Raw genomic sequence first — 24,476 nt, 5'->3', positions numbered from 1 at the left:
GAAAAAGAGTTTCTCTAAACCCAAACGTCCATACCCTCAAACCCTAAACCTCTCCAGCAAACCTACTTCTTATTCACAGAAATCAGATAATCATACACCATCTGATGCTGATCATCACTTAATTTCGCTTTTGGAGCCATTCTGCTTAATGTTTTAATCCATCCCTGATCATCATGCTTAGCCGGATCCGGAAGTTTATGGCATTTGGAGCAGGAATTTTCAAAAATAGTTTTTCCCTGAACAAGCTGCTCAGATGCGGTGTATTTTGGACCCGTTACAGCAACGCTTTTAGGTCCACATGATACCATAAATACAGCACCTGCGATCATACTTAAGATTACTTTTTTCATACCCATATTCTGATTTTAGTGATTATTTTTTCACAGAAACAATGTAGTCGTATACCCACTGATGCTGCTCGTCAGTCAGTTTCGCTTTCGGAGCCATTGAATTCATAATACCTACCCACTGCACTGACGTGTGTGCTGTAGGATCCGGGAGTTTATGACATCTTCCGCATGCATTTTCAAAGATCGTTTTTCCCTGAGCTATTTGTTCTGCAGTAGAAACGGCAGGTCCTATGGGGCCGGCTGTAGAGGCTTTTGGTGTACAGGAAGCCAATAACAGGCAGGTAAATAATGCAGCAGCGGATATTTTTTTCATGTTTCTTGAATTTTGATTCGTAACAAATGTAGGAATTTCCCCTTCCCATTGATGAAATAGACCTTAGTTTTAATTTAGAAGAAATAAAATTAACTCCCGTTTGTGTGGGAGTTTGAAGGTTATTTTTATATTTTTGAATTAATGAAATTTTCTACAGAAGAACTAATGGAAGGAATACAGTCAGGAAATAAACGCCTGATCGCAAAAGCTATTACATTAGTTGAAAGTAAAAAGGCAGAGCACAGGGCCCAGGCAGAAGAGCTTCTGAAGAAAATAATGCCTTTCACAGGAAATTCCATACGGGTAGGAATCACCGGAGTTCCCGGTGCGGGAAAGTCCACATTCATTGAAAATTTCGGAAGGCTTGCTATTGCTAACGGTAAAAAAGTAGCTGTTCTTGCCATCGATCCCAGTTCTTCCATTAATAAAGGAAGCATTTTGGGAGATAAAACCCGAATGGAAGAATTGGCCAAAGAAGAAAATGCCTTTATCCGCCCTTCCCCAAGTTCCGGATTTCTTGGCGGTGTTGCCAATACCACTTTTGAGACCATGATGATCTGTGAAGCAGCAGGGTATGATTATATTTTGATCGAAACTGTTGGGGTAGGACAGTCCGAAGTGCTTGTAGCCGATATCACTGATGTATTTCTGTTCCTGAAAATCATTGGCGGAGGAGACGAACTTCAGGGTATCAAACGTGGGATCATGGAAATGGTGGATCTTATTTTTATCAATAAAGTAGAAAAAGATAATCTTCAGAAAGCAAAAAATACCAGGCTGGAACTGAAACGTGCATTGGATTTTATTCCTCCCAAAGAAAAAGGATGGAAAATTCCGGTATTATTAGGTTCCGCTCTTTACAATGAAGGCTTGGGAGAAATATACACTAAGATCGATGAATTCATACATCTGAAAAAGAAAACCGCACGCTTTAATGAGGTCCGTACCCTGCAGGCAGAAAAACGCTTTGAATATTGGGTTCAGGAATATATTCTGTCTATGATGAAAAGAAGTGATTCCGTAGAAGCTGCTTATGTACAGCATAAAAAAAATGCTTCAGAAATGGTTTCTAATCCCAGCACTGAAGCAAAACTGTTTGTTGAAAAATTTTTATCTAAAGATTAAAGCTTCTCCTTTTCTGTTGGTGCTTCTTCATTTTTAGAAACGTAACCGTTATAGGTTATCGGTTGTCTGTCATTACTTCTCATAGAAACAAATGCTTTACCATTCTTAAAAACTTCTATATTAATCTCATCAACATTTCTTGTATCATTGGGCTTGATCTTTAAGGTCCAGTTTCCTTTTTTATCCTGAGACTTATTGACAGTAAAGTCCTTGGATGTAAAACGGTATCCGTTGTCAGAAGTATTGTAGGAGGTATTAAATCGTCTTCCAAAATAAGGAAGGGTTACTTCCAGACTGTTTTTTTTAAGTTCTATGGTGTAGTTGTCACCGTCCAGCTGAAGCATCCTTATTCCCGGTGCATTCGGGATAGAACCCATTACATTGATCACCTCATAATTCATAGGATTTGCTCTTTGTGCATGAAAAGTAAATTCCTGGGAATCTACAAGTGCATCAACTGTTTTGGAATCTAATGAAGCCTGTGAGGAACAGCTTTGAAAGAAAAAAAGAAGTCCAAAAATAAATATAAGTGAAATATACTTTTTCATAACCGTAATAATTGTAAATTTAAATAGCAAAATGTATGCAAATATATCCCTTCTGAATCATTTTGGAATAAAAATTGTAAATGTTCAATTATTAACACTCAAACAACTATGAAATTTACACATCTATTAGGAATAGGAGCAGTTGCTTTGTCAGCTGTAGCATGTACTACTAATCCAATTACGGGCAGGTCTTCATTACAGATTGCCAATAATTCGGAAATATTAACAATGTCTGCTCAGGAATATAAAACGACGTTGTCTAAATCTAAGATTGTTGCAGGAACTTCAGATGCAAAAAGAATAACGAGTGTGGGAAGCAGAATAAAAAGTGCAGCAGAAAGATACTATCAAAGCATAGGAAGATCTGCAGATCTTGCTAATTATAAATGGGAATTTAATCTTATACAAAGCAATGAGCTGAATGCATGGTGTATGCCTGGCGGAAAAGTTGCCGTTTATACAGGAATTCTTCCTGTTACAAAAAATGACAATGGCTTAGCTGTAGTAATGGGTCACGAAGTTTCACACGCTTTGGCAGGGCATGGCAATGAAAGAATTTCTCAGGCTATGGTTGCACAGTACGGAGGCTCTATTTTGGGTGGAACAATTTCCAATTCACAATGGGCTGGTATTTTTGAAAAAGTTTATCCTATCGGATCGCAGGTGGCCCTGTTGAAATATGGTAGAAATCAGGAATCAGAGGCAGACCAGATGGGATTATACCTGATGTCTATGGCAGGATATGATCCAAGAGAAGCAATTCCTTTCTGGAACAGGATGGAAGGGGCAGCATCGGGCTCAAGACAGCCAGAATTCCTATCCACTCACCCTAATCCTGAGACAAGGATCTCAGATATCAATAAAAACCTTCCAAAAGCTTTGGAATATTATAAAGCTGCCGGAGGGAAAATATAATTATTTTCAGAATTTAATCTTGTATAAAGCCTTATTGAATTTTTCACTAAATTGGGTAAGGCTTTTTCAATGTAAACCACTAAACACAATATCTATGAAAAGTTTATCAATTACCGGGCTTATTCTGCTTGCCGTATCGGCACTGCTTTTTTATCTGACTACTGATTTTACGGTAGGAGGAATTACCATATCACATATGATGGGTGTAATGGCCGGTGTAGGAATTGGTCTTATTATTGGCGGAATGGTAGGATATGTAAGCAAAGGAAGCGCAATAAAGGCTGAAGAGAAAAAAAGAGAATTCAAAAGGCTACAGCAAGAAAAAGAAGATCTGGAAAAACAGGCGGCAGATATTGCCAGACGCGAAGCGGAACTTCAGCAAAATCAAAACCCTCAAATTTAATATTTGAGGGTTTTTTTATAGTGTTATTTTCAAATTATTTAAACTTATAACCTACACCTACTAAAAATAGATTAGGCCTGTTGTCATATCTGATTTCCGATCCGGAAACTTTATTGATGAAATTTCTTTCATCTTTGCTGAAAGCCCCTTCATATCGTGCATTAATGATCAGTTTTTTAATTTCAAGCTGTGCTCCGAACTGATATCCTACCGTGAAATTGTTTTTAACATTTTCTTTAAAATCATTGTAGGTATCTTCCTTGCTTAAATTATAGCTGGCTACCGGTCCTACAAAAACTCCGAGCATATCTCCTAAAAGATTATACCCTAAAAGAACAGGCATATCGATACGGTTGCTTTTCACATCAAAAGTAGTATTCTCCGCAGTGAATTCATTTTTGAAATGAGTGTAGTATAATTCCGGCATTACGTAAAGTGCAGTCGGAAGTCCTATCTTCAAAGAAAGTCCCGCGTTGAAACCTACATTGTTTTTTCCAGTTCCTTCAATGGCTTCATTAACCGTTCCTTTAATGTTTTTCCAGGAAGGAGAGCCCGTCGGGAATATTAAGTTCGCTTTTCCTACCAGAGAAATCTGCGCAGAAGCGAACATTGAAAACCCGATTAATGCTATACTAAGTACCTTTTTCATTATCATCTATTTTAGAGATTGTATTTTCAATCGTTTTATTATTTTCAAGTAAATATTCTCTCAGTTCTTTAAACAGTTCTGAAGAATAAACGAAGTCAATAAGATTTTTATTGCCTGCTGTAATAAGAATATCTTTGTTTCCTTCCCATTCCTTGATGCCGAGTCTCAGGTATACAATTTTCTCACCAATCGTCATCACGGAATTCATATCGTGCGTATTGATAATGGTTGTCGTGTTGTATTCTTTAGTGATTTCAAGAAGAAGATCATCAATGACATTGGAAGTATAAGGGTCAAGACCTGAGTTCGGCTCATCACAGAACAGATATTTGGGATTGTTCACGATCGCTCTTGCAATGGCAACACGTTTCTGCATTCCCCCGGAAATCTCAGACGGAAATTTTCTGCCCGCCTTATCAAGATGCACCCTGCCGATTACTTCAAATACTCTTTTCTTTTTTTCTCTGAAAGTAAGGTTGGTAAACATATCCAGCGGAAACATAATATTTTCTTCCACGGTAAGAGAATCAAAAAGTGCACTGCCCTGGAATACCGTTCCGATCTCTGAACGCAGGTGCTGCTTCTCCTCACGTGTCATGACGTTGATATCCCTGCCGTCAAAAAGGATTTCTCCTGATGAAGGCTGATAAACATTCAATAAGCTTTTCAGGAAAACAGTCTTTCCGGAGCCACTCTGCCCGATGATCAGGTTTACCTTTCCCTTGTCAAAAGAAGTTGAAATTCCTTTCAGTACCTCAACCTCGTCAAAACTCTTCTTAAGATCTTTTACCTCAATCATCAGCTTAATATTAATTGGGTTAAAATTAATTCAGAAATGATAATGAACACCATGGTCCATACTACAGCCTGTGTGCTGGCTCTACCTACTTCCAGGGATCCTCCTTTTACATTATATCCAAAATAGGAAGGTACTGTAGCAATAATAAAAGCAAACACTGTGGTTTTTACAAATGCATAGTATACAAATAAATTCGGCATATACATCTGGATACCCACTATATAATCATTTTCTGTCCAGTTTCCCGTCAGGATACCTGCCAGATAACCACCGCCGATACCGAAAACAATACTGATGGCAATAAGCAAAGGATTGAAAATTACGCAGGCGCAAATTTTTGGCAATATCAGGAAATTAGGAGAGTTTACTCCCATAATATCCAATGCATCGATCTGTTCGGAAACCCTCATGGTTCCTATACTTGATGCAATATATGACCCCACTTTGCCCGCCAGGATGAGGCTGATAATGGTAGGTGAAAATTCCAGGACCAAAACAGCTTTTGTAGCATAACCCACGAATGAAGGCGGAATAGGAAAAGAAGAAGAATCAAAATTATTGAACATCTGTATAGCCACAACAGCTCCCACAAATATAGAGGTGAAAATCACAAGTCCAAAAGAATTGACTCCGAGATCATTGATTTCTCTCATGAACAGCTTCCAGAAAACCCTCATTTTCTGGGGCTTCTGTAAGGATTTACCTAGAAGGATAATGTATTCTCCTACTGCTGTAAAAAACTTTTTTAACATGTTGCTAAATTAGACTTTTTTTATTTAATTAAGGCTAGACCTCCGTTGTGCACTTGAGGATTATTTAACCTTAGAAGCAAATATGATTCCTCAATTTTAGTCTTAACCTTTTGTTTAACTTATTTTGCGTTTTTATCACCGCCGATCACCAATAAAATGGTCTTTAAAATAATGATCAGATCCAAAACAAAGCTCCAGTTTTTTACATAGAACGTGTCTGCAAGAATCCGTTTTTTCATTTCTACCTCTACCTCTCCATAATCTCCGCGTAACCCGCTTACCTGCGCAAGACCTGTGATGCCCGGAGACACCATGCTTCTTAAGCTGTATCTTCCTATCTTAGGTTTGTAAAAATTGTCAACAGCCAGCATATGCGGACGTGGTCCCACAATGGACATTTCTCCTTTCAAGACATTGATAAACTGAGGAAGTTCATCCAGGCTTGTTTTCCTTAGGAATTTTCCTATTTTGGTGATCCGGGAATCATTTTCTTCTGTAGTTTTCGTTGCAGACTCATTATTAACGATCATGGTTCTGAATTTGAGACATGAGAATACTTCCTCATGAAAACCATATCTTTTTTGAAGAAAAAAAACTGGTCCTTTAGATGTTATTCTTATTAGAATTGCAATAATCGGAAACAGCCACGAACCTATTAAAACCAATATGATGATAGAAAAAGTGATGTCGAAGGCCCTTTTGACCAGAAAATTGGAATAATAATCCAAAGGGTATTTTGCCTGGCTGAGAATTGGCTGTGTCTGAATATATCCAAGATCGTACAGGAAAAAATCGCTCTGTGTGATGCTCGGAATTAATGAGACATGGACTTTATTGTCTTCGGCCAGTTTGAAGATCTCAGTTTCAACACTTTCTGTGAAATGGTTTTCTGTAGATAAAAACAGAGTGTGAATTCCGTTTTTTTTCCAAAACTCAACGAGTTCGTTTGGATTTATATCAGAACTTCCGTACTCAAATATTCTATATCCGTAATCTTTTCTGTCTTGAAATATATTCTTCAGAATTTCTGTAGAGCCTGTTTCTCCCAAAAACATTACATTTCTATAATTAATCCCGAGTGAACGGAAATATTTTATAGTAAAATAAATGATTGATTTCGCAAGGAAAATAAAGAAAAGAAGGTAGAATGAAAGCCAGTAAATATCTGAATTAAAAAACACATTTTTGCTTACTTTTCCAATGAGAAAAACACCTAGTATAAAAAATAGAAAATGAATAAGGAGGCGTTCCAGAAACAAAGTATAGGTAAGATTCCTCTGGATATTATAAATTTTTGTCCTGCCACTTAGAAGCATCCAGAACAAAAAAAGCAATACCAGGGAAAAAACATTCTGGTACCAGGTTTCCTCATGATATCTTAAACTTTCGTTCCTGCTTATGAAAAAGAATATGAAGATAGATGCAATAACCAAAAGGTCAAGCAAAATAATAATCGATTTCAGGTATCTAGAGTATCGAATTCTCTGCATCTATCAGTATTTTATAACGGATACGAAGAGCTAAGGTACGTATTTTTTACGGTATATTCAGGTATTTATGAGTCTGAACCGAAGCCTGCCATTCCGGATGAGCCAGAATAAAATCGGTGATCTTTGGATACATTTCATCACGCTTGCTCCATTCGCTCTGCATATACAGTCTGCAGTTTTCAGAAACCTTTGCTGCCTGCTCCTGGGCAAATGTAAAATCATGCTGATTGAAGATGATCACTTTAAGCTCACTGGCTTTCTCATAGATTTCTTCTTTCGGAAGTCCTGTTTTCTTAGGTGAAAGGGTAATCCAGTCGATCTGTCCGCTCAACGGATAAGCTCCCGAGGTCTCAATATGGATGGTGCATCCCAGTTCTTTTAATTTGGATGTTAAGATATCTAAATTCCACATCAATGGTTCGCCGCCGGTTAAAACAATTGTCTTACAGTGCTTTGCGGCTGTTTCGGCTATTTCCTCTGCATTCATTAATGGATGGAGGTTCGGATCCCAGCTTTCTTTTACATCGCACCAATGGCATCCAACGTCGCAGCCTCCCAATCTGATGAAATAGGATGCTTTTCCGGTGTGTGCCCCTTCTCCCTGTAAAGTGTAAAAATGCTCCATTACAGGGAGCATTTTACCTTCTTTTAATAAAATATCTTCTTCTTTGTTCATTTTAAATTAGTCGTTATAGACCGAAGTTTTGTAAGCGATGATCGTATTTTTCATCAACATGGCTCTGGTCATAGGGCCTACTCCTCCTGGTACGGGTGTGATCCAGCTTGCTTTAGCTGCACAGCTGTCAAAATCCACATCACCTGCAAGATAGTATCCTTTTGGAGAGTCATCGTCTACTCTTGTGATACCCACATCCACGATTACTGCACCATCTTTAATCATATCTCCTTTTAAGAAATGAGGATCACCTAATGCGGTAATAACAATGTCTGCTTTTTTTGTATATTCTTCGATGTCTTTTGTGTAAGAGTGTGTTAAAGTCACGGTAGAGTTACCGGGGAAATCTTTTCTTCCCATCAGGATGCTCATAGGTCTTCCTACGATCTTGCTTCTTCCGATAATTACACAGTCTTTTCCTTTAGTTTCAATATTATATCTTTCCAATAGTGTCAGGATCCCGAAAGGTGTTGCCGGAAGGAAAGTGTCCATTTCCAATGCCATTTTCCCGAAATTTTCAGGATGGAAACCGTCTACGTCTTTTCTTGGATCAATCGCAAGAATGATTTTTTCCTGATCGATCTGGTCTGGTAAAGGAAGCTGTACGATAAAACCGTCTACCTCCTTAGATTTATTTAACTCGTCAATTTTCTCCAGCAATTCAGATTCGGAAACGGTGCTTGGAAACTTTAAAAGCGAAGAGCGGAATCCTACTTCCTCACAATCTTTTACTTTACTGTTTACATACGCCTTGCTTGCCCCGTTATTTCCTACAAGAATAGCCACCAGATGTGGTGCTCTTTTCTTGCCTTCAAGGATCTTTTCCACTTCAACCTTGATTTCTGCCTTTATTTCTTTGGATACTTTAAGTCCGTCAAGAATTTCTGCCATTTTTACTTTTTTTACTTTATTTAGATTTTATTGAATACAACAATATCCTGGAATTCATCGGCTCCTTCCTTTTCTACATTGGTTCTCCAGAACCCTTCTTTTATCGTGTTTACTTTTAATCCTGCTTCTGCCGCCATCTTGTTCAGCAATGGGATGCTTACTGCAATATTAGCTGCGGTCACTTTATCGTCCATAAGCCTGTAGCCTTCATACTGATGCGGAAATGGCATTGTGCCAAATTCTTTTTTAGTTTCGTCATACAGAAAGAATGTGGCCAGACACTGTCCGTTACTGTTCAGCACTCTGCTGATTTCACTAAGGTATTTTTTGATCTCGGGAATCTGCATATGTGTGAAAACCGAGAACAGGAATACTTTATCAAATCGTGCATCATCATAAGGAAATGTAAAATTTTCCGCTTTCTGGCTGAAAGTATTATACAGGTCGTTATAAATCGGGGTAAACTTGAATTTAAAATTCGGATATTTTTTACCGATATGCTTGTTGCACCAGTTGATTCCCTTTTCTACGGCATCAAAACCATCGTATGTTCCTTTATCAATGACTCCGGTAAGGGCTACTGCTGTTCTTCCGATCCCGCATCCTACATCCAGAATATGATCCGTATTTTGTAAGCCGATATATTTTTTAAGCGCATTTACCTGACGGATTCCGTGAGGAATAAAGTCGCTGCCTCCTACATAAATGTCTCCTTTTTTAGGTTCATTTTTAGATCTTTTCCCGGTAATTCCGTTGTAGAAATCTATCGGGAAATAATAGATCTTTCTCCCCAAAAGCCTGAGGCCGGGAGGAAGTTTATAATAATATGACCGTAACGCAGACATCTGCTACTTGTTTCCTTTGTAATAATCGATCAGTCCGTTCGTAGAGCTGTCATGAGAACTGATTGTCTCATTGTTTTCAAGCTCCGGAAGGATTTTATTAGCTAAAACTTTTCCTAATTCCACTCCGAACTGGTCGAAGCTGAAAATATTCCAGATTACACCCTGAACAAAGATTTTATGCTCATACATTGCAATTAATTGCCCCAGTGAAAAAGGAGTTAATTCATTGAATAATATAGAGTTAGTTGGTGTGTTTCCGTGGAAGACTTTATAGTTTAGTAACTTGTCGATTTCTTCATCGGATTTTCCCGCGCTTCTTAATTCTTCCTCTACTTCCTCTTCTGATTTTCCGAAGGCAAGTGCTTCAGTCTGTGCAAAAAAGTTAGCTAAAAGTTTCGGCTGATGATCAGAAACTGCATTGCTGCTTTTCACATAAGCAATAAAATCTGCAGGAATAAGTTCAGTTCCCTGGTGAATTAGCTGGTAGAAAGCGTGTTGTCCGTTTGTGCCAGGTTCGCCCCAGATAATAGGTCCCGTTTCATATTCCACGAACTCTCCGTTTCTGTCTACGCATTTTCCGTTGCTTTCCATATCTCCCTGCTGAAGATAAGCTGCAAATCTGTCCAGATATTGTGAATACGGAAGGATCGCATAGCTTGTCGCTGCATAAAAATTACGGTACCAGATGCCTAAAAGTCCCATTAAAACCGGAACGTTTTCAGAGAAATCTGCAGTCTGGAAATGCTGATCCGTATCATAAGCTCCTTTTAAAAGCTGCTCAAAATTATCATAGCCTACTGCCAGAACAATGCTCAGGCCGATAGCGCTCCAGAGAGAATATCTTCCGCCTACCCAGTCCCAGAATTCGAAAATGTTTTCTTCTGCAATTCCGAAATTTTTAACTGCCTCAACATTAGTGGATAAGGCAACGAAATGCTTAGCCACATCTTCTTCTTTTCCTGCATTCAGGAACCAGTCTTTTGCAGAATTGGCATTCGTCATTGTTTCCTGAGTGGTGAAAGTCTTGGAAGCAATGATGAACAATGTAGTTTCAGGATTCAGGGTTTTCACAGTTTCAGCAATGTGATTGCCGTCAACGTTTGAAACGAAATGTACGTTTAATCTTGTTTTAAAATGCTTTAAAGCAGAACAAACCATCACGGGGCCAAGATCTGAACCTCCGATCCCGATATTGACAACATCAGTAATTTCTTTTCCGCTGAAGCCTTTGTGTTTCCCTGAAATAATTTTCTCAGAGAATTCTTTCATGTGGTCAAGAACTCTTCTGATCTGAGGCTTGATATTTTCACCGTCTACGATGATCTCTTTATCTGAGAAATCCCTTAACGCTGTATGCAGAACTGCTCTTCCTTCTGTTTCATTGATCTTATCACCAGAAAACATCTTGGAAATAGCATCTTTCAGCTGACATTCATTAGCCAGTTGAAGTAAAAGTTCCTTTGTTCTTGAATCGATCAGGTTTTTAGAATAATCAAAAAGGAAATTGTCTTTCTGTAGAGAAAATTCTTTAAAACGATCAGGATTATACTGGAACAGGCTTCTCAAATCAAAGTCGTTGCCTGCAAAATGTTCGTCTAAAGCTTTCCAGCTGGCGGTTTGTATAGGATTTATTTTTGATAGCATATTTTAGAAATTATATAGGTTCAGAAAACAAAAGGCTGAATCAAATGTTTAAAATCCATATCATTTTATTTCTGATCTGCAAATTTAAGGAAAAATAAAACCTCAGATAAATTTGAGCATGATAAATAACAATTTTTTAAAAAGGAAACCTCAGAACAGGTCTGAGGTTTCATGGTTATTGTTTTGTAAAAGATGGATCAGAAAAATTATTCTTCCGTTTCGTTAAGTATATTTTCCAAACGTTTAGCCTGGCGTCCGTATAAATATTTAGTCCATAGGACAATGCTGGCTACAATTGCTACTGTCCCAAGAAGTACAATCAGGATAGCCGTCTGCTGATAAGAATCTGCAAAACCTCCTAAAGACATTCCTTTTTTCTGGAATGCATTATAAAATGCCAGTCCTAATATAATCATAAAGTGGGGAAGAAGCAGGAATCCGAACGACTGGTATCTCTCCATATTCAGCTTTAGTTCATGATATATTTTCCAAAGGCTGTTTTTTGTATTTCCGGTATAGAGTTCGGTCTGTTTATAAAACTTATAGAAACCGTACAGGTAATAAGAAGATATTACAACCAGGATGGCATAAGACGTATAATAAATAACGTATTGAGAAGGTGGGAAATCCACCAGCTGTGGAAAGAAAGCGAACAGAATGATAGCAATAATCTGCACTGGAAATTCTGCTTTCATGCTTTTCTGGATTTTTTCGATAGGATGTTTGCTTTTCTTTAGCTGTTCTATGGTGTTGGGAATATTGACGTTTTCACCGTCTTCATTATTCCACTGTTCTTTTAATTGATCAAAATTCATAGCCTGATTTTTTTATGATTTGCTGTATTTTTTCTTTGGTTCTGTTAAGTTTTACGCGGGCATTGCCTTCGCTTAGCCCCAGATTATCTCCTATTTCTTTGTGAGACATCCCTTCCATGAAATAAAATATAATGGCTTTTTCAAGAGCTTTAAGTTCCTGGACTGCAGTGTAAAAAACTTCCAGCTGACGGTCCTTTGAAGGATTGTAATCCTCGTTCTGAACTTCAAAATGATGTGGAACATCTGTGTGATTATTCGTCCGTATTTTTTCCTTTTTTAAATAAGTAATGGCGGTATTAATCGCGACCCGGTACATCCACGTAGAGAATTCACTGTTACCTTTGAAATTCTGGTAAGACTTCCAGAGCTGGATAAGAATTTCCTGCTGGAGATCTTCTCGGTCTTCCAACGAGTCGGCATAGATCCGGGAGGCTTTATATAAAATGCCTTTGTGCTGGTTGATGAGCTTTAAAAAAGCGGTTTCAGTCTGACTGCTCACAATAATTTCATGGTTTGATTATACGTTATAGGCCTAATACCGGTTTTATAGTATATCCTTTAGACCTTAAAAGCTTGATGATTCCGTTTTCACCCATAAGATGAGCACTTCCTACTGCAAAGAAAGAACTTTCTTTTTTCATTATTTCGGGCATTTTTTCTGCCCAGTTTTTATTTCTGTCTGTAAGCATGGCTTTCTCCTGTTCGGCATTCATTATTTTGTCATTTCTGAAAGAGGTGTGGATAGACTGTACATCTTCTTTTTTAAAGGCGGCAATCATTTCCTTAAACAGAATTTCATATTCTTTTCCCATTTTTAATTGTTCTATCACTGCTTTCAGATCATAGGCCTTATTAATGGATGCCATCTGGTCTTCCACCTTTTCAAGCCCATAGATTTTCTTTTTATTTTTCAGGGCATTTTGGAGGAGTTCTATTTCGTATGATTTTATTTCAGTTTGAGGACATGGTAAAGCTTTCATGGAAATAAGTGCGTATAGGCCCTGTGAACTGGAATTATCCATCTTCTTTAAATCCGTTCCGTAGTCAGCAAGGATTTTATCCAGTTCTTGTGCTTCTTCAGGACTAAGCTGGTCTGATAGTTTTTTATCAGCCTGATATATTTTCTGCACTGCTGTCATTTCAGTGGGATCTGTATAATTGATCTCCATCACAAGATTATCAGATTTTTCAAGAGCTTTCATCACTTTCGGTTTGATCTCAAAATCCTGGCTGCACATGACATGAAAGGTTCCTGCAATGTATGAAGGTTTCGTGAGTCCATTTCCTGAAACTTCCCAGAGTGTACTGTTTTCTGAGCTTGCTTTCTGAGCTTTTGCCGTCATGAAGTTTGCCGATAATAACGCTGCGAACCCAAGTTTTACTAAATTTTTCATATAATTAATTTTTTCGATTTTCTTATTCTTTAAACAGTAGGTACGGACAGTATCATAATCGTTACAGCTTTTTTTGAAAAAAAATAAAAACCTCCTGAAAAAGGAGGTCTGTAAAATCTAAAATTATGACGATAACCAATTGGTTAGGATTGCTTTGTGCTATTCTTGAATTTTTGTATGTTCCGTCTTTATTAGTTTTCTTTTTCTCAAAAAGTATACAACGATAGTTAAGATTAATAGCAGAGGCCATATCGTGATAAGCCCCACTGCTATCTTTTGAATCAGGTAAAATCCTTCCACAAACGCATTTTTAGCGTCATATATAAAGTTGAACTTATATTTATTGTCAATGTTTCTGGTATTGGTTACTGCAATTTCTGCAGTCCGGAGCTTAGGCTCTTTAATGTAGATATCTATGGTGCTGTATTTGATATTGTCTGCAGTATCCATATTGGCGAGCTGCTGCAGATTTCCTTCCGCCATATTATCATTGTCCAGCTTTACTTTGTCTTTATTGGTTTTTAATTGTTCAATGTTTTCACCTGTCTTTTTAATTCTTTTACCTTCCATTTCTGCATACCTGATGTTGGATGTTACATCTTCAGCATTGATAATTCTGGAGTTCAGGAACAGCTTTTTATCATTGATGATCACAAGGAGCTCACCTAGCTTTTCTGTAGGAACCCGTACCTGCATAGTGTTTTCCGTCTGGTATTTTTTTATCAACATGGCGTCATTGCTGGAAGTGTTGTAAGTATCCTCGGATATTACATTACTGTGAAGGTTGCTGCGGGTAACAAACCCTCCAAGATCCTGAACTGATTTTTCAATGGAAATCGTTGCTTCATATACATCTTTTACTTCCATGTTCACATCTGCCGTTTTGATGAACTGTTTATCCTTTACGGTCATGGTTGCCGCAGACGAAACACTGTCCGATGTAGCTGTAGAATCTGCTACAGCATAATCTGCACGTTCGCTGGAAGACACTACTGCTTCTCCTTTTTTACATGAATAAATACCTAATAAAAGTACTGCGGATAATGATAATTTAATGTAAGTCGTTTTCATAGCATTCATTTTTGTGGGTTTCTTAGGTCAAAGTTCAGGCAGGATCCTTCGAAATATTTGAAAATCCGGCGTAAAAAGTTTGTAAAGAAATATTTCTATTTTAATATGTTGAAAATGAATGTTTTGTAAAATAGATAGGATGGAAGTAATTTGTTTTCGGAGCAGTTTTTGCTTAACTTTTACAAATCAATCCCACAAAACATTACTATGTCAAATCCCTTTTCCAAAATAAGAAACGCGATAGAATTATTCAGATCTATAGATTTTGACCAGCTGAGTGCTATTTCTCAAAAAGTTGATCTCCCGAAGCTGATGCAGAATTTCTCCAAACTGGATGATAAACAGCTGAACGGAATGATGAAAATGCTCGATCCCAGTAAGAAAAAGAAAGAGCTTCCGCCAATTGATGGTGACTTCTATGATATTTACCACACACTGACTCCTGAGCAGCGTGAAATTCAGCTTAAAGTGAGAGCTTTTATGGAAAAAGAAGTAAAGCCTCTGGTAAATCACTACTGGCTTAGAGACGAATTTCCTTTTGAACTGATCCCTAAATTTCAAAAACTAAATATCTGCGGTGTTACCTATGAAGGATATGGCTGTCCGGGAATGCCTTTTCTGATGGAAGGTGTCATTGCTATGGAAATGGCGAGAATTGATGCTTCTATTGCCACATTCTTTGGGGTGCAGTCGGGTCTTGCGATGGGATCTATTTATATCTGCGGATCAGAAGAGCAGAAGCAGAAGTGGCTTCCACAGATGCAGAAGTTTGAAAAAATCGGGGCTTTCGGCCTTACAGAGCCAGAAGTAGGCTCCGGAGCAGCAGGTGGTCTTACCGTTACCTGCAAAAAAACAGAAGAAGGCTGGATCCTTAATGGACAAAAGAAATGGATAGGAAATGCAACATTTGCTGATCTGATTATCATCTGGGCAAGAGATCTGGACAGTGGTGAAGTAAAAGGTTTCATTGTTGAAAAAGATAATCCAGGCTATTCCGTAGAAAAGATTAAAGGGAAAATGGCACTAAGAATTGTTCAAAACGGACTGATTACTTTAAAAGACTGTCTGGTGACCGAAGAAAACCGTTTGCAGAAGGCGGACTCATTTAAAGATACCGGAAAAGTTCTACGCATGACCAGGGCAGGAGTGGCATGGATGGCTACAGGCTGTGCAAGAGGAGCCTATGAAAGTGCATTACAGTATACCAGAACCAGAGAACAGTTCGGAAAACCTATTGCTTCATTCCAGATGATTCAGGGGCATCTGGTGGAAATGCTTTCCAACCTTACCGCCATGCAGACCATGGTTTTCCGGCTTTCGGAGATGCAGGATGAAGGAATTTTAAAAGATGAGCATGCCTCACTGGCTAAAGTTTTCTGTACTTTGAGAACCCGGGATATTGTTTCCAGGGCGAGAGAAGTGATGGGTGGAAACGGTATTCTCCTTGAGTATGACGTAGCCAGGTTCGTGGCAGATGCTGAAGCTATCTATTCTTACGAAGGCACAAAAGAGATCAATTCATTGATTGTTGGAAGATCTATTACCGGATTCAGTGCATTTGTATAAATCCTTCAATGTGAATGGTGAATGGTCATTATTGAGTATCGCAGTAATATAAAATTGACAGCGAAGCTAATTGACCATTCACCATTCATCAATAACTTCCTAGCTAATCAAAGCCTTATATTTCTCCCTGTTATCAATAATCATCCAAAGATTAATCAGGAACAGAGCTCCTGCGATAGACATTCCCATGGTAGATTTGTCTATTGTGAAGACGTGAACCACAATTCCTACCATTATAGGTAAAATGACAATGGTCCCTAATGCCCTTGTTTTTGGGAAAATAAAAAATAACCCGCCGACAACTTCTACAATACCAACCAGGGGCATCAGCCAGTGAATTTCTCCAAATGCTGCAAAAAGTTTCATTTGCTCAGGCGTTGGCTTTTCCATTGGCATATAATTAAAGAATTTGTTTAATCCAGCATTGATAAACATAAGCCCGAAAAGAAGGGCAAAGATAAATTTTACGATTTTCATGATTGATGATTTTATATCAAATGTAAAACAAAAATGGTATTCGTAAGTCTGTTTTTGATAAAATTTATTAATGTTGTAAATTTATCCCTATGTTTGGAATAATTTCTAATTTCATTTAATATATTTGTTATACAAATCAAAACTAAAACAATCGTATTATGCTGAAAAATCTTCAAAAATTAAATCGTGAGAACTTAAAGAAAGTTCATGGTGGAGGAAAGCCTCCTATCTGTGATATAGGACCGGCAGGCTGTCCGTGTATAATTCCGCCGGGAGATCCTTGCTTAGGCGGTCCGGGAGGAGGTGGCGAAGATTTGGGATATTGTCCTGACAGCCACACATATATTCCATGCAACCAGACCTGTCCTGACGGAAGGGATCCATTCTGTGCGCTATAAAACCAACTATAGAGGCTGTCTCAATTGAGGCAGCTTTTAAGTGATAACCAACAATATATTATAACAATTCATTGCTCATTACCAATTACTCATTGCTCATGGTCAGTCCATTTCCTTCAGCGTAATATTCTTAGAAATCTTGTAGCTCTTTTTCTTTTTATTAGGTTTTTCTTCCTCACCGAGCAGTTTGCCCCATGGCTTTAAGCCGTCTACTCTTTCAAAAATAATTTTAATAATTGCAATAGCCGGAATACAGAGAAACATTCCTGCGATTCCCCAAAGGTGCTCGCCTAAAATAATTCCGATGAAAGAAAACAGAGCATTAATCTTCACTTTTGAACCTACAACGAACGGAAGTACAATGTTTCCATCAATGATATGTACGGCAATATACCCGATCGCTACGTACACGCAAGTGGAAGGTGTACCGGTTGCAAAGGCAATGAAACATGATATTAAAAGAGAAATACAGATTCCCAAGTAAGGAATAACGTTTAATAACCCTGTCAAAACAGCCAGAAGTATAGCATACTTTACCCCTAAAATGGTAAGAAGGATCGAGCAAAGAATGGAAACGATCAAAACCTGAAGGCAAAGACCGAAAATATATTTCTTAGTCATAACCCTGATCTCGGTAACCACTTCCTGTACGCTTGCTTTATGTTTTTCGTTAAAAACGGTTACGATGAAATTATTAAGAATCCTTCTGTAGTTTAAAATAAAAATAAAGAACAGGGTAAAAAATACAATGAAGCCAAAACCGCTTGAAAATATCCCAAAAGTAAAACCAAGAATCACTCCCGAAGAAGAAAGAAGTTTATTTAACCCCTGATTAATATAGTCCAGCTGTTCATCTATCTTTACATTGAATGTTTTTGAAATCCAATGCTGCAGGTTATTGAAAACAGTTGTCATCTGATCCCTTAGGTGAGGAAGATCCTTGCTGAAATCAGAAAGCTGTGATCCGAAAAAATAAATAAGCCCGGATAAAATAGCCAGCATAATGAAAACCGAAGTCATTGTTGAAATAGATCTTGGAAATCTTAATCTTCTTTCCATGAATGTGGCAGCTGGAAGAAAGAGCATAGCCATTAAAAAAGCTAAGAAAAAAGGAGCTAATATGCTCTGCCCGAGTGCTAACAGGTAGCCAAGTCCAATGATGGAAATAACAACAAGCGTGAGATTAACAAGAAAAGGGAGTCGAAGAAAATTCATAATTTTTCAAATCTGTTGCATAAAAATAAGAAAACCCGCCTAATTACAGACGTGTTTTGGTTTAATTAACATAATTCTTTTTGAAAGAGAAGGCATAGGATAGTGACGTGTGGTATGTGTTTTTTTTAAAATTAATCTCAACTATTTTATGCTTTTGTAGCTGAGTTTAATGACAAAAAAACACACCTCAAATATAATCTGAGGTGCGTTTCCTTATTGAGAGTTGATATGTTTTACTTTATTTTTCAATTGCAAAGTCAACCACTTCCTCCATTCTGTTCACATAATGTACAGTCAGGTTTTTCAGATAATCTTTTTTGATCTCTTCCACGTCTTTTCTGTTCGCTTCACAAAGAATTACCTCTTTTATTCCTGCCCTTGTTGCAGCAAGAAGCTTTTCTTTAATTCCGCCTACAGGAAGTACTTTTCCTCGTAATGTTATCTCACCTGTCATTGCAAGATGAGGTTTTACTTTTTTATTTTTGAATGAAGAAACCATAGAGGTCAGCATAGCAATACCCGCAGACGGTCCGTCTTTCGGTGTTGCCCCTTCCGGAACGTGAACATGGATGTTTTTCTTATCCAGGTCTTCCTGCGCTATTCCAAGTTCGTCATGTTTGGCTTTAATATATTCGAGGGCGATGGTTGCAGATTCCTTCATAACGGTACCTAGATTTCCGGTCATGGTAAGGCTTCCTTTTCCGTTGCTTAGAATACTTTCAATGTATAAAATATCTCCGCCTACACTGGTCCATGCCAAACCGGTTACTACACCAGGTACTCCGGTGATTTCAGACAGGCTTTTCGGTCTTGGAACGCCAAGAATTTCATCAATCTTGTCAATAGTGATCTTTGGATCATATTCTTTCATCAGAGCAGTCTGAAGGGCAACCCATCTTGCAATAGATGCAATCCTTTTTTCCAGAGTTCTTACGCCGCTTTCTGAAGTGTGGGCTTCAATGATATGTTTAAGTTCAGGATTTCCAAGTTTGAATGATTTTGCGTCCAAACCATTTTCTTCCTGCTGTTTTTTGATCAAATGTCTCTTCGCAATCTCTGTTTTTTCCTCCATCGTATATCCGGCGATTTGAATGATCTCCGTTCTGTCCAGAAGAGGAGTCTGTATCGTGGAGAGTGAGTTTGCAGTAGCGATAAACATCACTTTAGACAAATCGTAGCCCATTTCCAGGAAATTGTCATAGAAAGCTTTATTTTGCTCAGGATCAAGCACTTCCAGAAGAGCCGAACTTGGGTCGCCGTGAAGCCCTTGAGCAATTTTATCAATTTCATCAAGCACAATTACCGGGTTGGAAGTGCCAGCTTTTTTGATGGATTGCAGAATTCTTCCCGCCATAGCTCCAATATATGTTTTTCTGTGTCCACGGATCTCACTTTCGTCGTGAAGTCCGCCCAGAGATAATCTTACATATTTTCTTCCCAAAGCATCAGCAACCGATTTTCCTAAAGATGTTTTTCCTACTCCCGGAGGTCCTACAAGTAAAAGAATAGGAGATTTCATGTTGTTTTTTAGCTTTAAAACAGCCATATGCTCCAGAATTCTTTTCTTTATATCTTCAAGCCCGAAGTGAGCTTTATCCAAAGTTTTTTCAGCCTTGGCAATATCAAAGACATCTTTTGTATAAGTTTCCCACGGAAGATCTGTGAAGAAATCCAGATAATTTCTCTGAACATTATAATCAGGAGAATTCGGGTTCTGACGCTGCAGCCTGCTGATTTCTTTCTGGAAATGCTCTTCAACTTCCTGGCTCCATTTTTTTCTCCTTGCTTTATTGATGAGGTCCTCTACATCACTTTCCGGACCGCCGCCCAGCTCATCCTGAATAGTTCTTATCTGCTGATTCAGAAAATACTCTCTCTGCTGTTTGTCAAGATCCTTTGATGTTTTCTGATGGATCTGGTTTCTTAATTCCAGTTTTCTGAAATCCTCATGCATCATTTCATAGCACTTGTGGGCTCTTTCCATAAGGCTTTTCTCCTCAAGCAGCTTTTGCTTTTCCATAGAAGGAAAGCTTGCATTGGTGCAGATGAAATTCAAAAGATCATCATTATTATTGATATTCTTAATGGCGAAATTAGCGGCATTCGGAATATTAGGATCCAGTTCAATGATCTTTAGGGCCAAATCTTTGATATTCTCAAGTAAAGCCTCATATTCTTCCTGATTTTTCGGCCGGGAATCTTTCAGTTTTGTGATTTCTGCTTTGAAATAAGGCTGGTTTTGTACAATCTTTTTTATTTTAAACCTGTGGAAACCTTTAGTGATAGCTGTTATATTGCCTTCAGGAAGTTTAATGATCTTGATGATCTTTGCCAGCGTTCCGGTCTGATACATATCCCTTTCGGCAGGCTGCTCCAGATCTGAGTTTTTCTGGCTCACGATTCCGATGAACTCACCATTTTTCTGTGCTTCTTCAAGAAGCTGTATCGATGTTTTTCTTCCAGCAGTAATAGGAATTACCACATTTGGAAACATGACCATATTTCTTACGGGAAGTATAGGGAATATTCTCTGTTCGGAATTCTTATCAGTTTCCGAAAAGTCTGAAAGATTGATCTCTTCGGCTACAATGTCAAACCCATCGCTGATCATTTCCTCTAAACTAATATCTTCAAATTCTGTCATAGTTAATCAAATGACAAATTGTCATCTTCGTTTTAAATCGTTAAAATGATATTTTACAATATGCGCTGAAAACGTGCAGCGTATTATAGTTCTCTAAATTGCACAATACCTATGCCATTTGTTTTTTGCTAAAAAATATGGTCAAAATTTCCTTTTTTTAATAATCTTTCATTTTAAAAATTAAAATAAAGGAGTTCTGCTTCTCTAATTTCTTAAAAATGTGTATTTTCGCAAACTGATAAAAAACTATAATATATAAAATGGCAATTTTAGGACAGATTAGGAGTAAGCCTTGGCTTTTGATGGGAGTGATTGCATTGGCGCTTTTAGCGTTTCTGGTAAACCCCGACAGTATCGACAAGGTTTTTGGAAAAAATCCTGATGTTTTAGGAAAAGTAAACGGTGAGAAAGTCACCCGCGAAGAGTTCAATGATCAGCTTTTCGTACTGCAGCAGCAGGCTGAGCAACAGGGCCGTCCAAAAACGGGACTTGAAGAGCAGGCTTGGCAGTTACTTGTACAATCTAAACTTATCAAGCAGCAGTTTGAGAAATTGGGCTTTGAAATGACTGATGATTACTTCTGGAATCAAATCCAGTACGATCAGATGTTCGCCCAAAATCAACAGTTCTTTGATGAGAAAGGTAATTTTAAAACTCAAGAGCTTAAAAAAGAGATTGAAACATTAAAAAACACCAACCCTGAAGGCTACAACCAGTGGCTGAAAACCAGAAAAACTGTAGAATACAGGTTGATGGCAAGACAGGTGTTTACTAATATTTCTGCAGGAATTACTACTGGTAAAAAAGAAGCTGAAGAGATTATGAAGCAGAGAGACCAGCTGGCTGACATCGATTTTGTAAAGATCGACTATGCTGCGTACCTTCAGAAAACAAAAATCAACGTTACTACGGCAGACCTTGAAAACTATATCAAGCAGCACCCTGTAATGTTTAAAGCTGAGCCTAGCAGAAACATCGGAATTGTTTATTTCCCTTCTAAACCTAGTCCGGCAGATGATGCAGCGGCTCAGAAGGAAATCAATAAACTTTTCTCAGGAGGTACTGATGCGAGCGGAGGAACAGAGAACTTCCAGAATACAAAGAACGACTCAATGTTCGTAATGGCTAACTCTGATATGCCTTTTAATAATCAGTATGCAGCGCCTGCCCAATTGCCTCAGGCTATCCAGGGGCAGATTGCGACTGCGGCTATCGGACAGACGTTCGGACCTTACAAAGAGCAGAACTTCTATGTGGCTTCGAAACTTTTGGATAAAAAGACTTCAGATTCTACATTGTCGAGACATATCCTTATCGCTTTCAAAGGAAGCCCTGCAGGAGAAGGGGTAACAAGATCTAAGGAGCAGGCTAAGAAATTGGCAGACTCTATCGGAGCTATTGTGAAAGCAACGCCTGCTAAATTCACAGAATTTATCAAAATGTCTAACGATCCAAACTCTGCGGCACAGGGAGGAAGCTTAGGATGGACTACCCCGGAAACTCCTTTTGTTCCAGAATTCCTTACTTATTTAGCTAATAATCCTAAAGGAGCTACAGGCGTTGTAGAAACACAGTTCGGATATCATATCATCAATATTGAAGATAAAAAAGCAGGGGCAATGAGCTATAAAGTAGCTAACCTTGTAAAAGAAGTGAAACCTTCAGATGCTACAGAAGCTGAATCTGATAAAAAAGCTAGAAGATTCATTCAGCAGGTTCAGGGGAAATCTTTCAACGATTTCGTGAATATTGCTAAAAAAGGAAACTATCAGTTCTCCAATCCTAAAGCAGCCAAAAGATTTGACGGACAGCTTCAGGGTCTTGGTACGGATAAAGACGGAGAAATCTTGGCTTGGGCCTTCGATAAGAAAAGAGCTAAGGGAGATACAGAATTCTTTACTGTAGAAGGTACAGGAGATAAAATTGTAGCATACCTTAACGGAAAACAGGAGGCAGGCCTTGCAGATCCTGAATCTGTAAGAGATCAGATTGAAGTAATCGTTAAAAATAAATTGGCAGCTAAACAGATCTCTGATAAAATTGCCGGAGCTAAAGCTTCAAGCTTAGATCAGATTGCAAAGCTGTTTGGTTCAACAAAACAAGCAGCTCAGGTTAATATGCTTAATCCGTCAGTAGCAGGTGCTATGGAGCCTAAAGTTGCAGGTGCAGCCTTCGGTGTTGCGAAAGGTAAACTTTCTAACCCTATCGAAGGAGGAACGGGAGTTTATGTATTGGTCAAAAAATCAGAAACAGTAAACAAGCAGCCGGGTGACCTTAAGCAGTTTACAGAATCTATTACCCAGAGAAATGCAGGTATGTTCGGACAGGCTTGGATGAAGAGTCTTCAGGATAATGCAGATATCGAAGATTACAGAATTGAAATCTGGAACAAGCTGGGAAATCAGCAACAGTAAGAAATTAACTTTTACAGATATAAAAGCGGCAGGAAATCCTGCCGCTTTTTTGTATTTAACGCAGAACAATAAAGAAAAAGATTAATTAAAAATGTGTTATATTTGCTCATTAGAAAAAAATTAGCAAGTGAAGTTCAGTAAAGAATTAAAAGCTGGTGTGATTGCACTTTTAGCTATTGTAGGCTTTGTGTTGTTGTTTCAATTCATGAAAGGCAGAAGTCTTTTTACTACCGATAATATATTTTACGCAAAATACGATAATGTGGAAGGGCTGGCACAGTCATCCGCGGTTTCCATTAATGGTCTGAAAGTAGGTCAGGTCGATAAGATCATCCCTAGAACGGCAAAAGATGGAAAGATTAGTTTTGTCGTAAAAATTACAGTAGATGACAACTTCGAGTTTTCCAAAAATTCAACCCTTGAAATCTTTGAACCAGGCCTGATGTCAGGAAAAGAAATGAGAGTGAATCTTATGTACGGAGGACAAACTGCAAAAGATGGAGATACATTACAGGGTACTTTCAAACTGGGAACTTTGGGAAGTCTTTCTTCTCAGGTAGGTCCTGTTAAAGACCAGTTACAGACTGTTCTGTACAGAGTAGACTCTTTGATGGCGAATGCAAACCAGGTGGTTAATGCACAAAACAGAGAAGAGATCAGAGCCCTGCTTGCCAATCTTAATAAAACGGTAGGTGCTCTACAAACTACTGCGGGAAGTGTAAATACCCTTGTAGGAAACAATGATCCTAAACTTCAGAAAGTACTTGATGACGCAAGCCTTACCATGCAGAGCGGGAAGGTGACATTAGATAAATACGGTAACCTTGCAGAAAGCATTGATACTAAAAAACTGAATGCAACAATTGCCAATCTAGATGCTACTGTAGGAAAACTCAACCAGGTAATAGCTGGAGTTGACAACGGACAGGGAAGCTTAGGAAAGTTAATGAAGGATGAACAGTTGTATAATAATCTGAACTCTGCCTCCACTAACCTGAATTCATTGATTGAAGATATGAAAGCAAACCCTAAGAGATACATCAATTTCTCGGTTTTCGGTAAGAACAATAAAGACTAATCAC

General features: G+C 38.3%; 25 protein-coding genes. 7 read left to right on the top strand and 18 right to left on the bottom strand.

The window, feature by feature from the left end:
- Nucleotides 1-62 precede the first annotated feature (62 nt).
- Nucleotides 63-350: a cytochrome C gene (locus tag ACMGDK_RS13225; RefSeq protein ID WP_436808392.1), complete on the bottom strand. Its 288-nt coding sequence runs from the start codon at nt 348-350 to the stop codon at nt 63-65.
- 22 nt (nt 351-372) lie between these two features.
- Nucleotides 373-663 (bottom strand): c-type cytochrome, encoded by a 291-nt coding sequence (locus tag ACMGDK_RS13220; protein WP_436808391.1) that lies wholly within the window; start codon nt 661-663, stop codon nt 373-375.
- 141 nt (nt 664-804) lie between these two features.
- On the opposite strand from ACMGDK_RS13220, the gene meaB reads away from it, so the two are divergent.
- On the top strand, nt 805-1,788 hold the full coding sequence (gene meaB / locus ACMGDK_RS13215) for a methylmalonyl Co-A mutase-associated GTPase MeaB (RefSeq protein WP_436808390.1): 984 nt from the start codon (nt 805-807) through the stop codon (nt 1,786-1,788).
- Here meaB and ACMGDK_RS13210 read toward each other — a convergent pair.
- Nucleotides 1,785-2,336, bottom strand: coding sequence for a DUF4251 domain-containing protein (locus ACMGDK_RS13210; RefSeq protein ID WP_436808389.1), 552 nt, complete (start codon nt 2,334-2,336; stop codon nt 1,785-1,787). The two genes, meaB and ACMGDK_RS13210, sit on opposite strands and share 4 nt — an antisense overlap.
- Before the next feature lie 108 nt (nt 2,337-2,444).
- On the opposite strand from ACMGDK_RS13210, the gene ACMGDK_RS13205 reads away from it, so the two are divergent.
- Together ACMGDK_RS13205 and ACMGDK_RS13200 are read left to right on the top strand one after the other, a co-directional pair.
- Complete coding sequence (locus ACMGDK_RS13205) at nt 2,445-3,251, top strand: M48 family metallopeptidase (RefSeq protein WP_436808388.1); 807 nt, start codon at nt 2,445-2,447, stop codon at nt 3,249-3,251.
- A 94-nt stretch (nt 3,252-3,345) separates the two neighbouring features.
- On the top strand, nt 3,346-3,654 hold the full coding sequence (locus ACMGDK_RS13200) for a hypothetical protein (RefSeq protein WP_306841510.1): 309 nt from the start codon (nt 3,346-3,348) through the stop codon (nt 3,652-3,654).
- Nucleotides 3,655-3,688: 34 nt separating this feature from the next.
- Here ACMGDK_RS13200 and ACMGDK_RS13195 read toward each other — a convergent pair whose 3' ends face one another.
- The 12 genes from ACMGDK_RS13195 to ACMGDK_RS13140 form a co-directional block, all read right to left on the bottom strand.
- Complete coding sequence (locus ACMGDK_RS13195; protein ID WP_436808387.1) at nt 3,689-4,303, bottom strand: outer membrane beta-barrel protein; 615 nt, start codon at nt 4,301-4,303, stop codon at nt 3,689-3,691.
- Complete coding sequence (locus tag ACMGDK_RS13190) at nt 4,287-5,102, bottom strand: ABC transporter ATP-binding protein (RefSeq protein WP_111958469.1); 816 nt, start codon at nt 5,100-5,102, stop codon at nt 4,287-4,289. The genes ACMGDK_RS13195 and ACMGDK_RS13190 overlap by 17 nt, the downstream gene beginning before the upstream one ends.
- Nucleotides 5,102-5,854, bottom strand: coding sequence for an MlaE family ABC transporter permease (locus tag ACMGDK_RS13185; protein ID WP_436808386.1), 753 nt, complete (start codon nt 5,852-5,854; stop codon nt 5,102-5,104). Before ACMGDK_RS13185 ends, ACMGDK_RS13190 begins: the two co-directional genes overlap by 1 nt.
- Before the next feature lie 119 nt (nt 5,855-5,973).
- Nucleotides 5,974-7,344 (bottom strand): exopolysaccharide biosynthesis polyprenyl glycosylphosphotransferase, encoded by a 1,371-nt coding sequence (locus ACMGDK_RS13180; RefSeq protein WP_436808385.1) that lies wholly within the window; start codon nt 7,342-7,344, stop codon nt 5,974-5,976.
- A 46-nt stretch (nt 7,345-7,390) separates the two neighbouring features.
- Entirely contained in the window at nt 7,391-8,020 is a 630-nt protein-coding gene (locus ACMGDK_RS13175; RefSeq protein ID WP_436808384.1) for a 7-carboxy-7-deazaguanine synthase QueE, read from the bottom strand.
- 6 nt (nt 8,021-8,026) lie between these two features.
- On the bottom strand, nt 8,027-8,911 hold the full coding sequence (locus tag ACMGDK_RS13170; RefSeq protein ID WP_111958477.1) for a bifunctional 5,10-methylenetetrahydrofolate dehydrogenase/5,10-methenyltetrahydrofolate cyclohydrolase: 885 nt from the start codon (nt 8,909-8,911) through the stop codon (nt 8,027-8,029).
- A gap of 20 nt (nt 8,912-8,931) precedes the next feature.
- The gene (locus ACMGDK_RS13165; RefSeq protein WP_436808383.1) at nt 8,932-9,756 is read right to left on the bottom strand and encodes a class I SAM-dependent methyltransferase; all 825 of its coding nucleotides are present in this window, start codon (nt 9,754-9,756) and stop codon (nt 8,932-8,934) included.
- Nucleotides 9,757-9,759: 3 nt separating this feature from the next.
- Nucleotides 9,760-11,400: a glucose-6-phosphate isomerase gene (pgi, locus tag ACMGDK_RS13160; RefSeq protein WP_436808382.1), complete on the bottom strand. Its 1,641-nt coding sequence runs from the start codon at nt 11,398-11,400 to the stop codon at nt 9,760-9,762.
- A gap of 206 nt (nt 11,401-11,606) precedes the next feature.
- Nucleotides 11,607-12,215, bottom strand: a complete 609-nt coding sequence (locus ACMGDK_RS13155) for a hypothetical protein (protein ID WP_436808381.1) — start codon at nt 12,213-12,215, stop codon at nt 11,607-11,609.
- Complete coding sequence (locus tag ACMGDK_RS13150; protein WP_436808669.1) at nt 12,205-12,639, bottom strand: RNA polymerase sigma factor; 435 nt, start codon at nt 12,637-12,639, stop codon at nt 12,205-12,207. The genes ACMGDK_RS13155 and ACMGDK_RS13150 overlap by 11 nt, the downstream gene beginning before the upstream one ends.
- 100 nt (nt 12,640-12,739) lie before the next feature.
- Nucleotides 12,740-13,609: a TraB/GumN family protein gene (locus tag ACMGDK_RS13145; RefSeq protein WP_436808380.1), complete on the bottom strand. Its 870-nt coding sequence runs from the start codon at nt 13,607-13,609 to the stop codon at nt 12,740-12,742.
- A gap of 159 nt (nt 13,610-13,768) precedes the next feature.
- The gene (locus ACMGDK_RS13140) at nt 13,769-14,680 is read right to left on the bottom strand and encodes a DUF4349 domain-containing protein (protein ID WP_436808379.1); all 912 of its coding nucleotides are present in this window, start codon (nt 14,678-14,680) and stop codon (nt 13,769-13,771) included.
- Between the two features lie 207 nt (nt 14,681-14,887).
- On the opposite strand from ACMGDK_RS13140, the gene ACMGDK_RS13135 reads away from it, so the two are divergent.
- Nucleotides 14,888-16,246 carry an acyl-CoA dehydrogenase family protein gene (locus tag ACMGDK_RS13135; protein WP_436808378.1) on the top strand — a complete coding sequence of 453 codons (1,359 nt, stop codon included), beginning with the start codon at nt 14,888-14,890 and terminating at the stop codon, nt 16,244-16,246.
- 99 nt (nt 16,247-16,345) lie between these two features.
- On the opposite strand, the gene ACMGDK_RS13130 is transcribed toward ACMGDK_RS13135, so the two are convergent.
- Complete coding sequence (locus ACMGDK_RS13130) at nt 16,346-16,723, bottom strand: DoxX family protein (protein ID WP_436808377.1); 378 nt, start codon at nt 16,721-16,723, stop codon at nt 16,346-16,348.
- Nucleotides 16,724-16,881: 158 nt separating this feature from the next.
- On the opposite strand from ACMGDK_RS13130, the gene ACMGDK_RS13125 reads away from it, so the two are divergent.
- Nucleotides 16,882-17,121 carry a bacteriocin-like protein gene (locus tag ACMGDK_RS13125; RefSeq protein ID WP_436808376.1) on the top strand — a complete coding sequence of 80 codons (240 nt, stop codon included), beginning with the start codon at nt 16,882-16,884 and terminating at the stop codon, nt 17,119-17,121.
- A gap of 102 nt (nt 17,122-17,223) precedes the next feature.
- On the opposite strand, the gene ACMGDK_RS13120 is transcribed toward ACMGDK_RS13125, so the two are convergent.
- Together ACMGDK_RS13120 and lon are read right to left on the bottom strand one after the other, a co-directional pair.
- Entirely contained in the window at nt 17,224-18,336 is a 1,113-nt protein-coding gene (locus tag ACMGDK_RS13120; protein ID WP_436808375.1) for an AI-2E family transporter, read from the bottom strand.
- Nucleotides 18,337-18,574: 238 nt separating this feature from the next.
- The gene (lon, locus tag ACMGDK_RS13115) at nt 18,575-20,980 is read right to left on the bottom strand and encodes an endopeptidase La (RefSeq protein ID WP_436808374.1); all 2,406 of its coding nucleotides are present in this window, start codon (nt 20,978-20,980) and stop codon (nt 18,575-18,577) included.
- A 260-nt stretch (nt 20,981-21,240) separates the two neighbouring features.
- Between lon and ACMGDK_RS13110 the strand changes: the two genes are divergently transcribed.
- Nucleotides 21,241-23,394, top strand: a complete 2,154-nt coding sequence (locus tag ACMGDK_RS13110; protein ID WP_436808373.1) for a peptidylprolyl isomerase — start codon at nt 21,241-21,243, stop codon at nt 23,392-23,394.
- A 127-nt stretch (nt 23,395-23,521) separates the two neighbouring features.
- Nucleotides 23,522-24,472 carry an MlaD family protein gene (locus tag ACMGDK_RS13105; RefSeq protein ID WP_436808372.1) on the top strand — a complete coding sequence of 317 codons (951 nt, stop codon included), beginning with the start codon at nt 23,522-23,524 and terminating at the stop codon, nt 24,470-24,472.
- The last annotated feature ends 4 nt before the right edge of the window (nt 24,473-24,476 follow it).

This window comes from Chryseobacterium hilariae (assembly GCF_051400735.1).
GTDB lineage: Bacteria > Bacteroidota > Bacteroidia > Flavobacteriales > Weeksellaceae > Chryseobacterium.
This window is presented reverse-complemented; position numbering and strand designations above follow the sequence as displayed.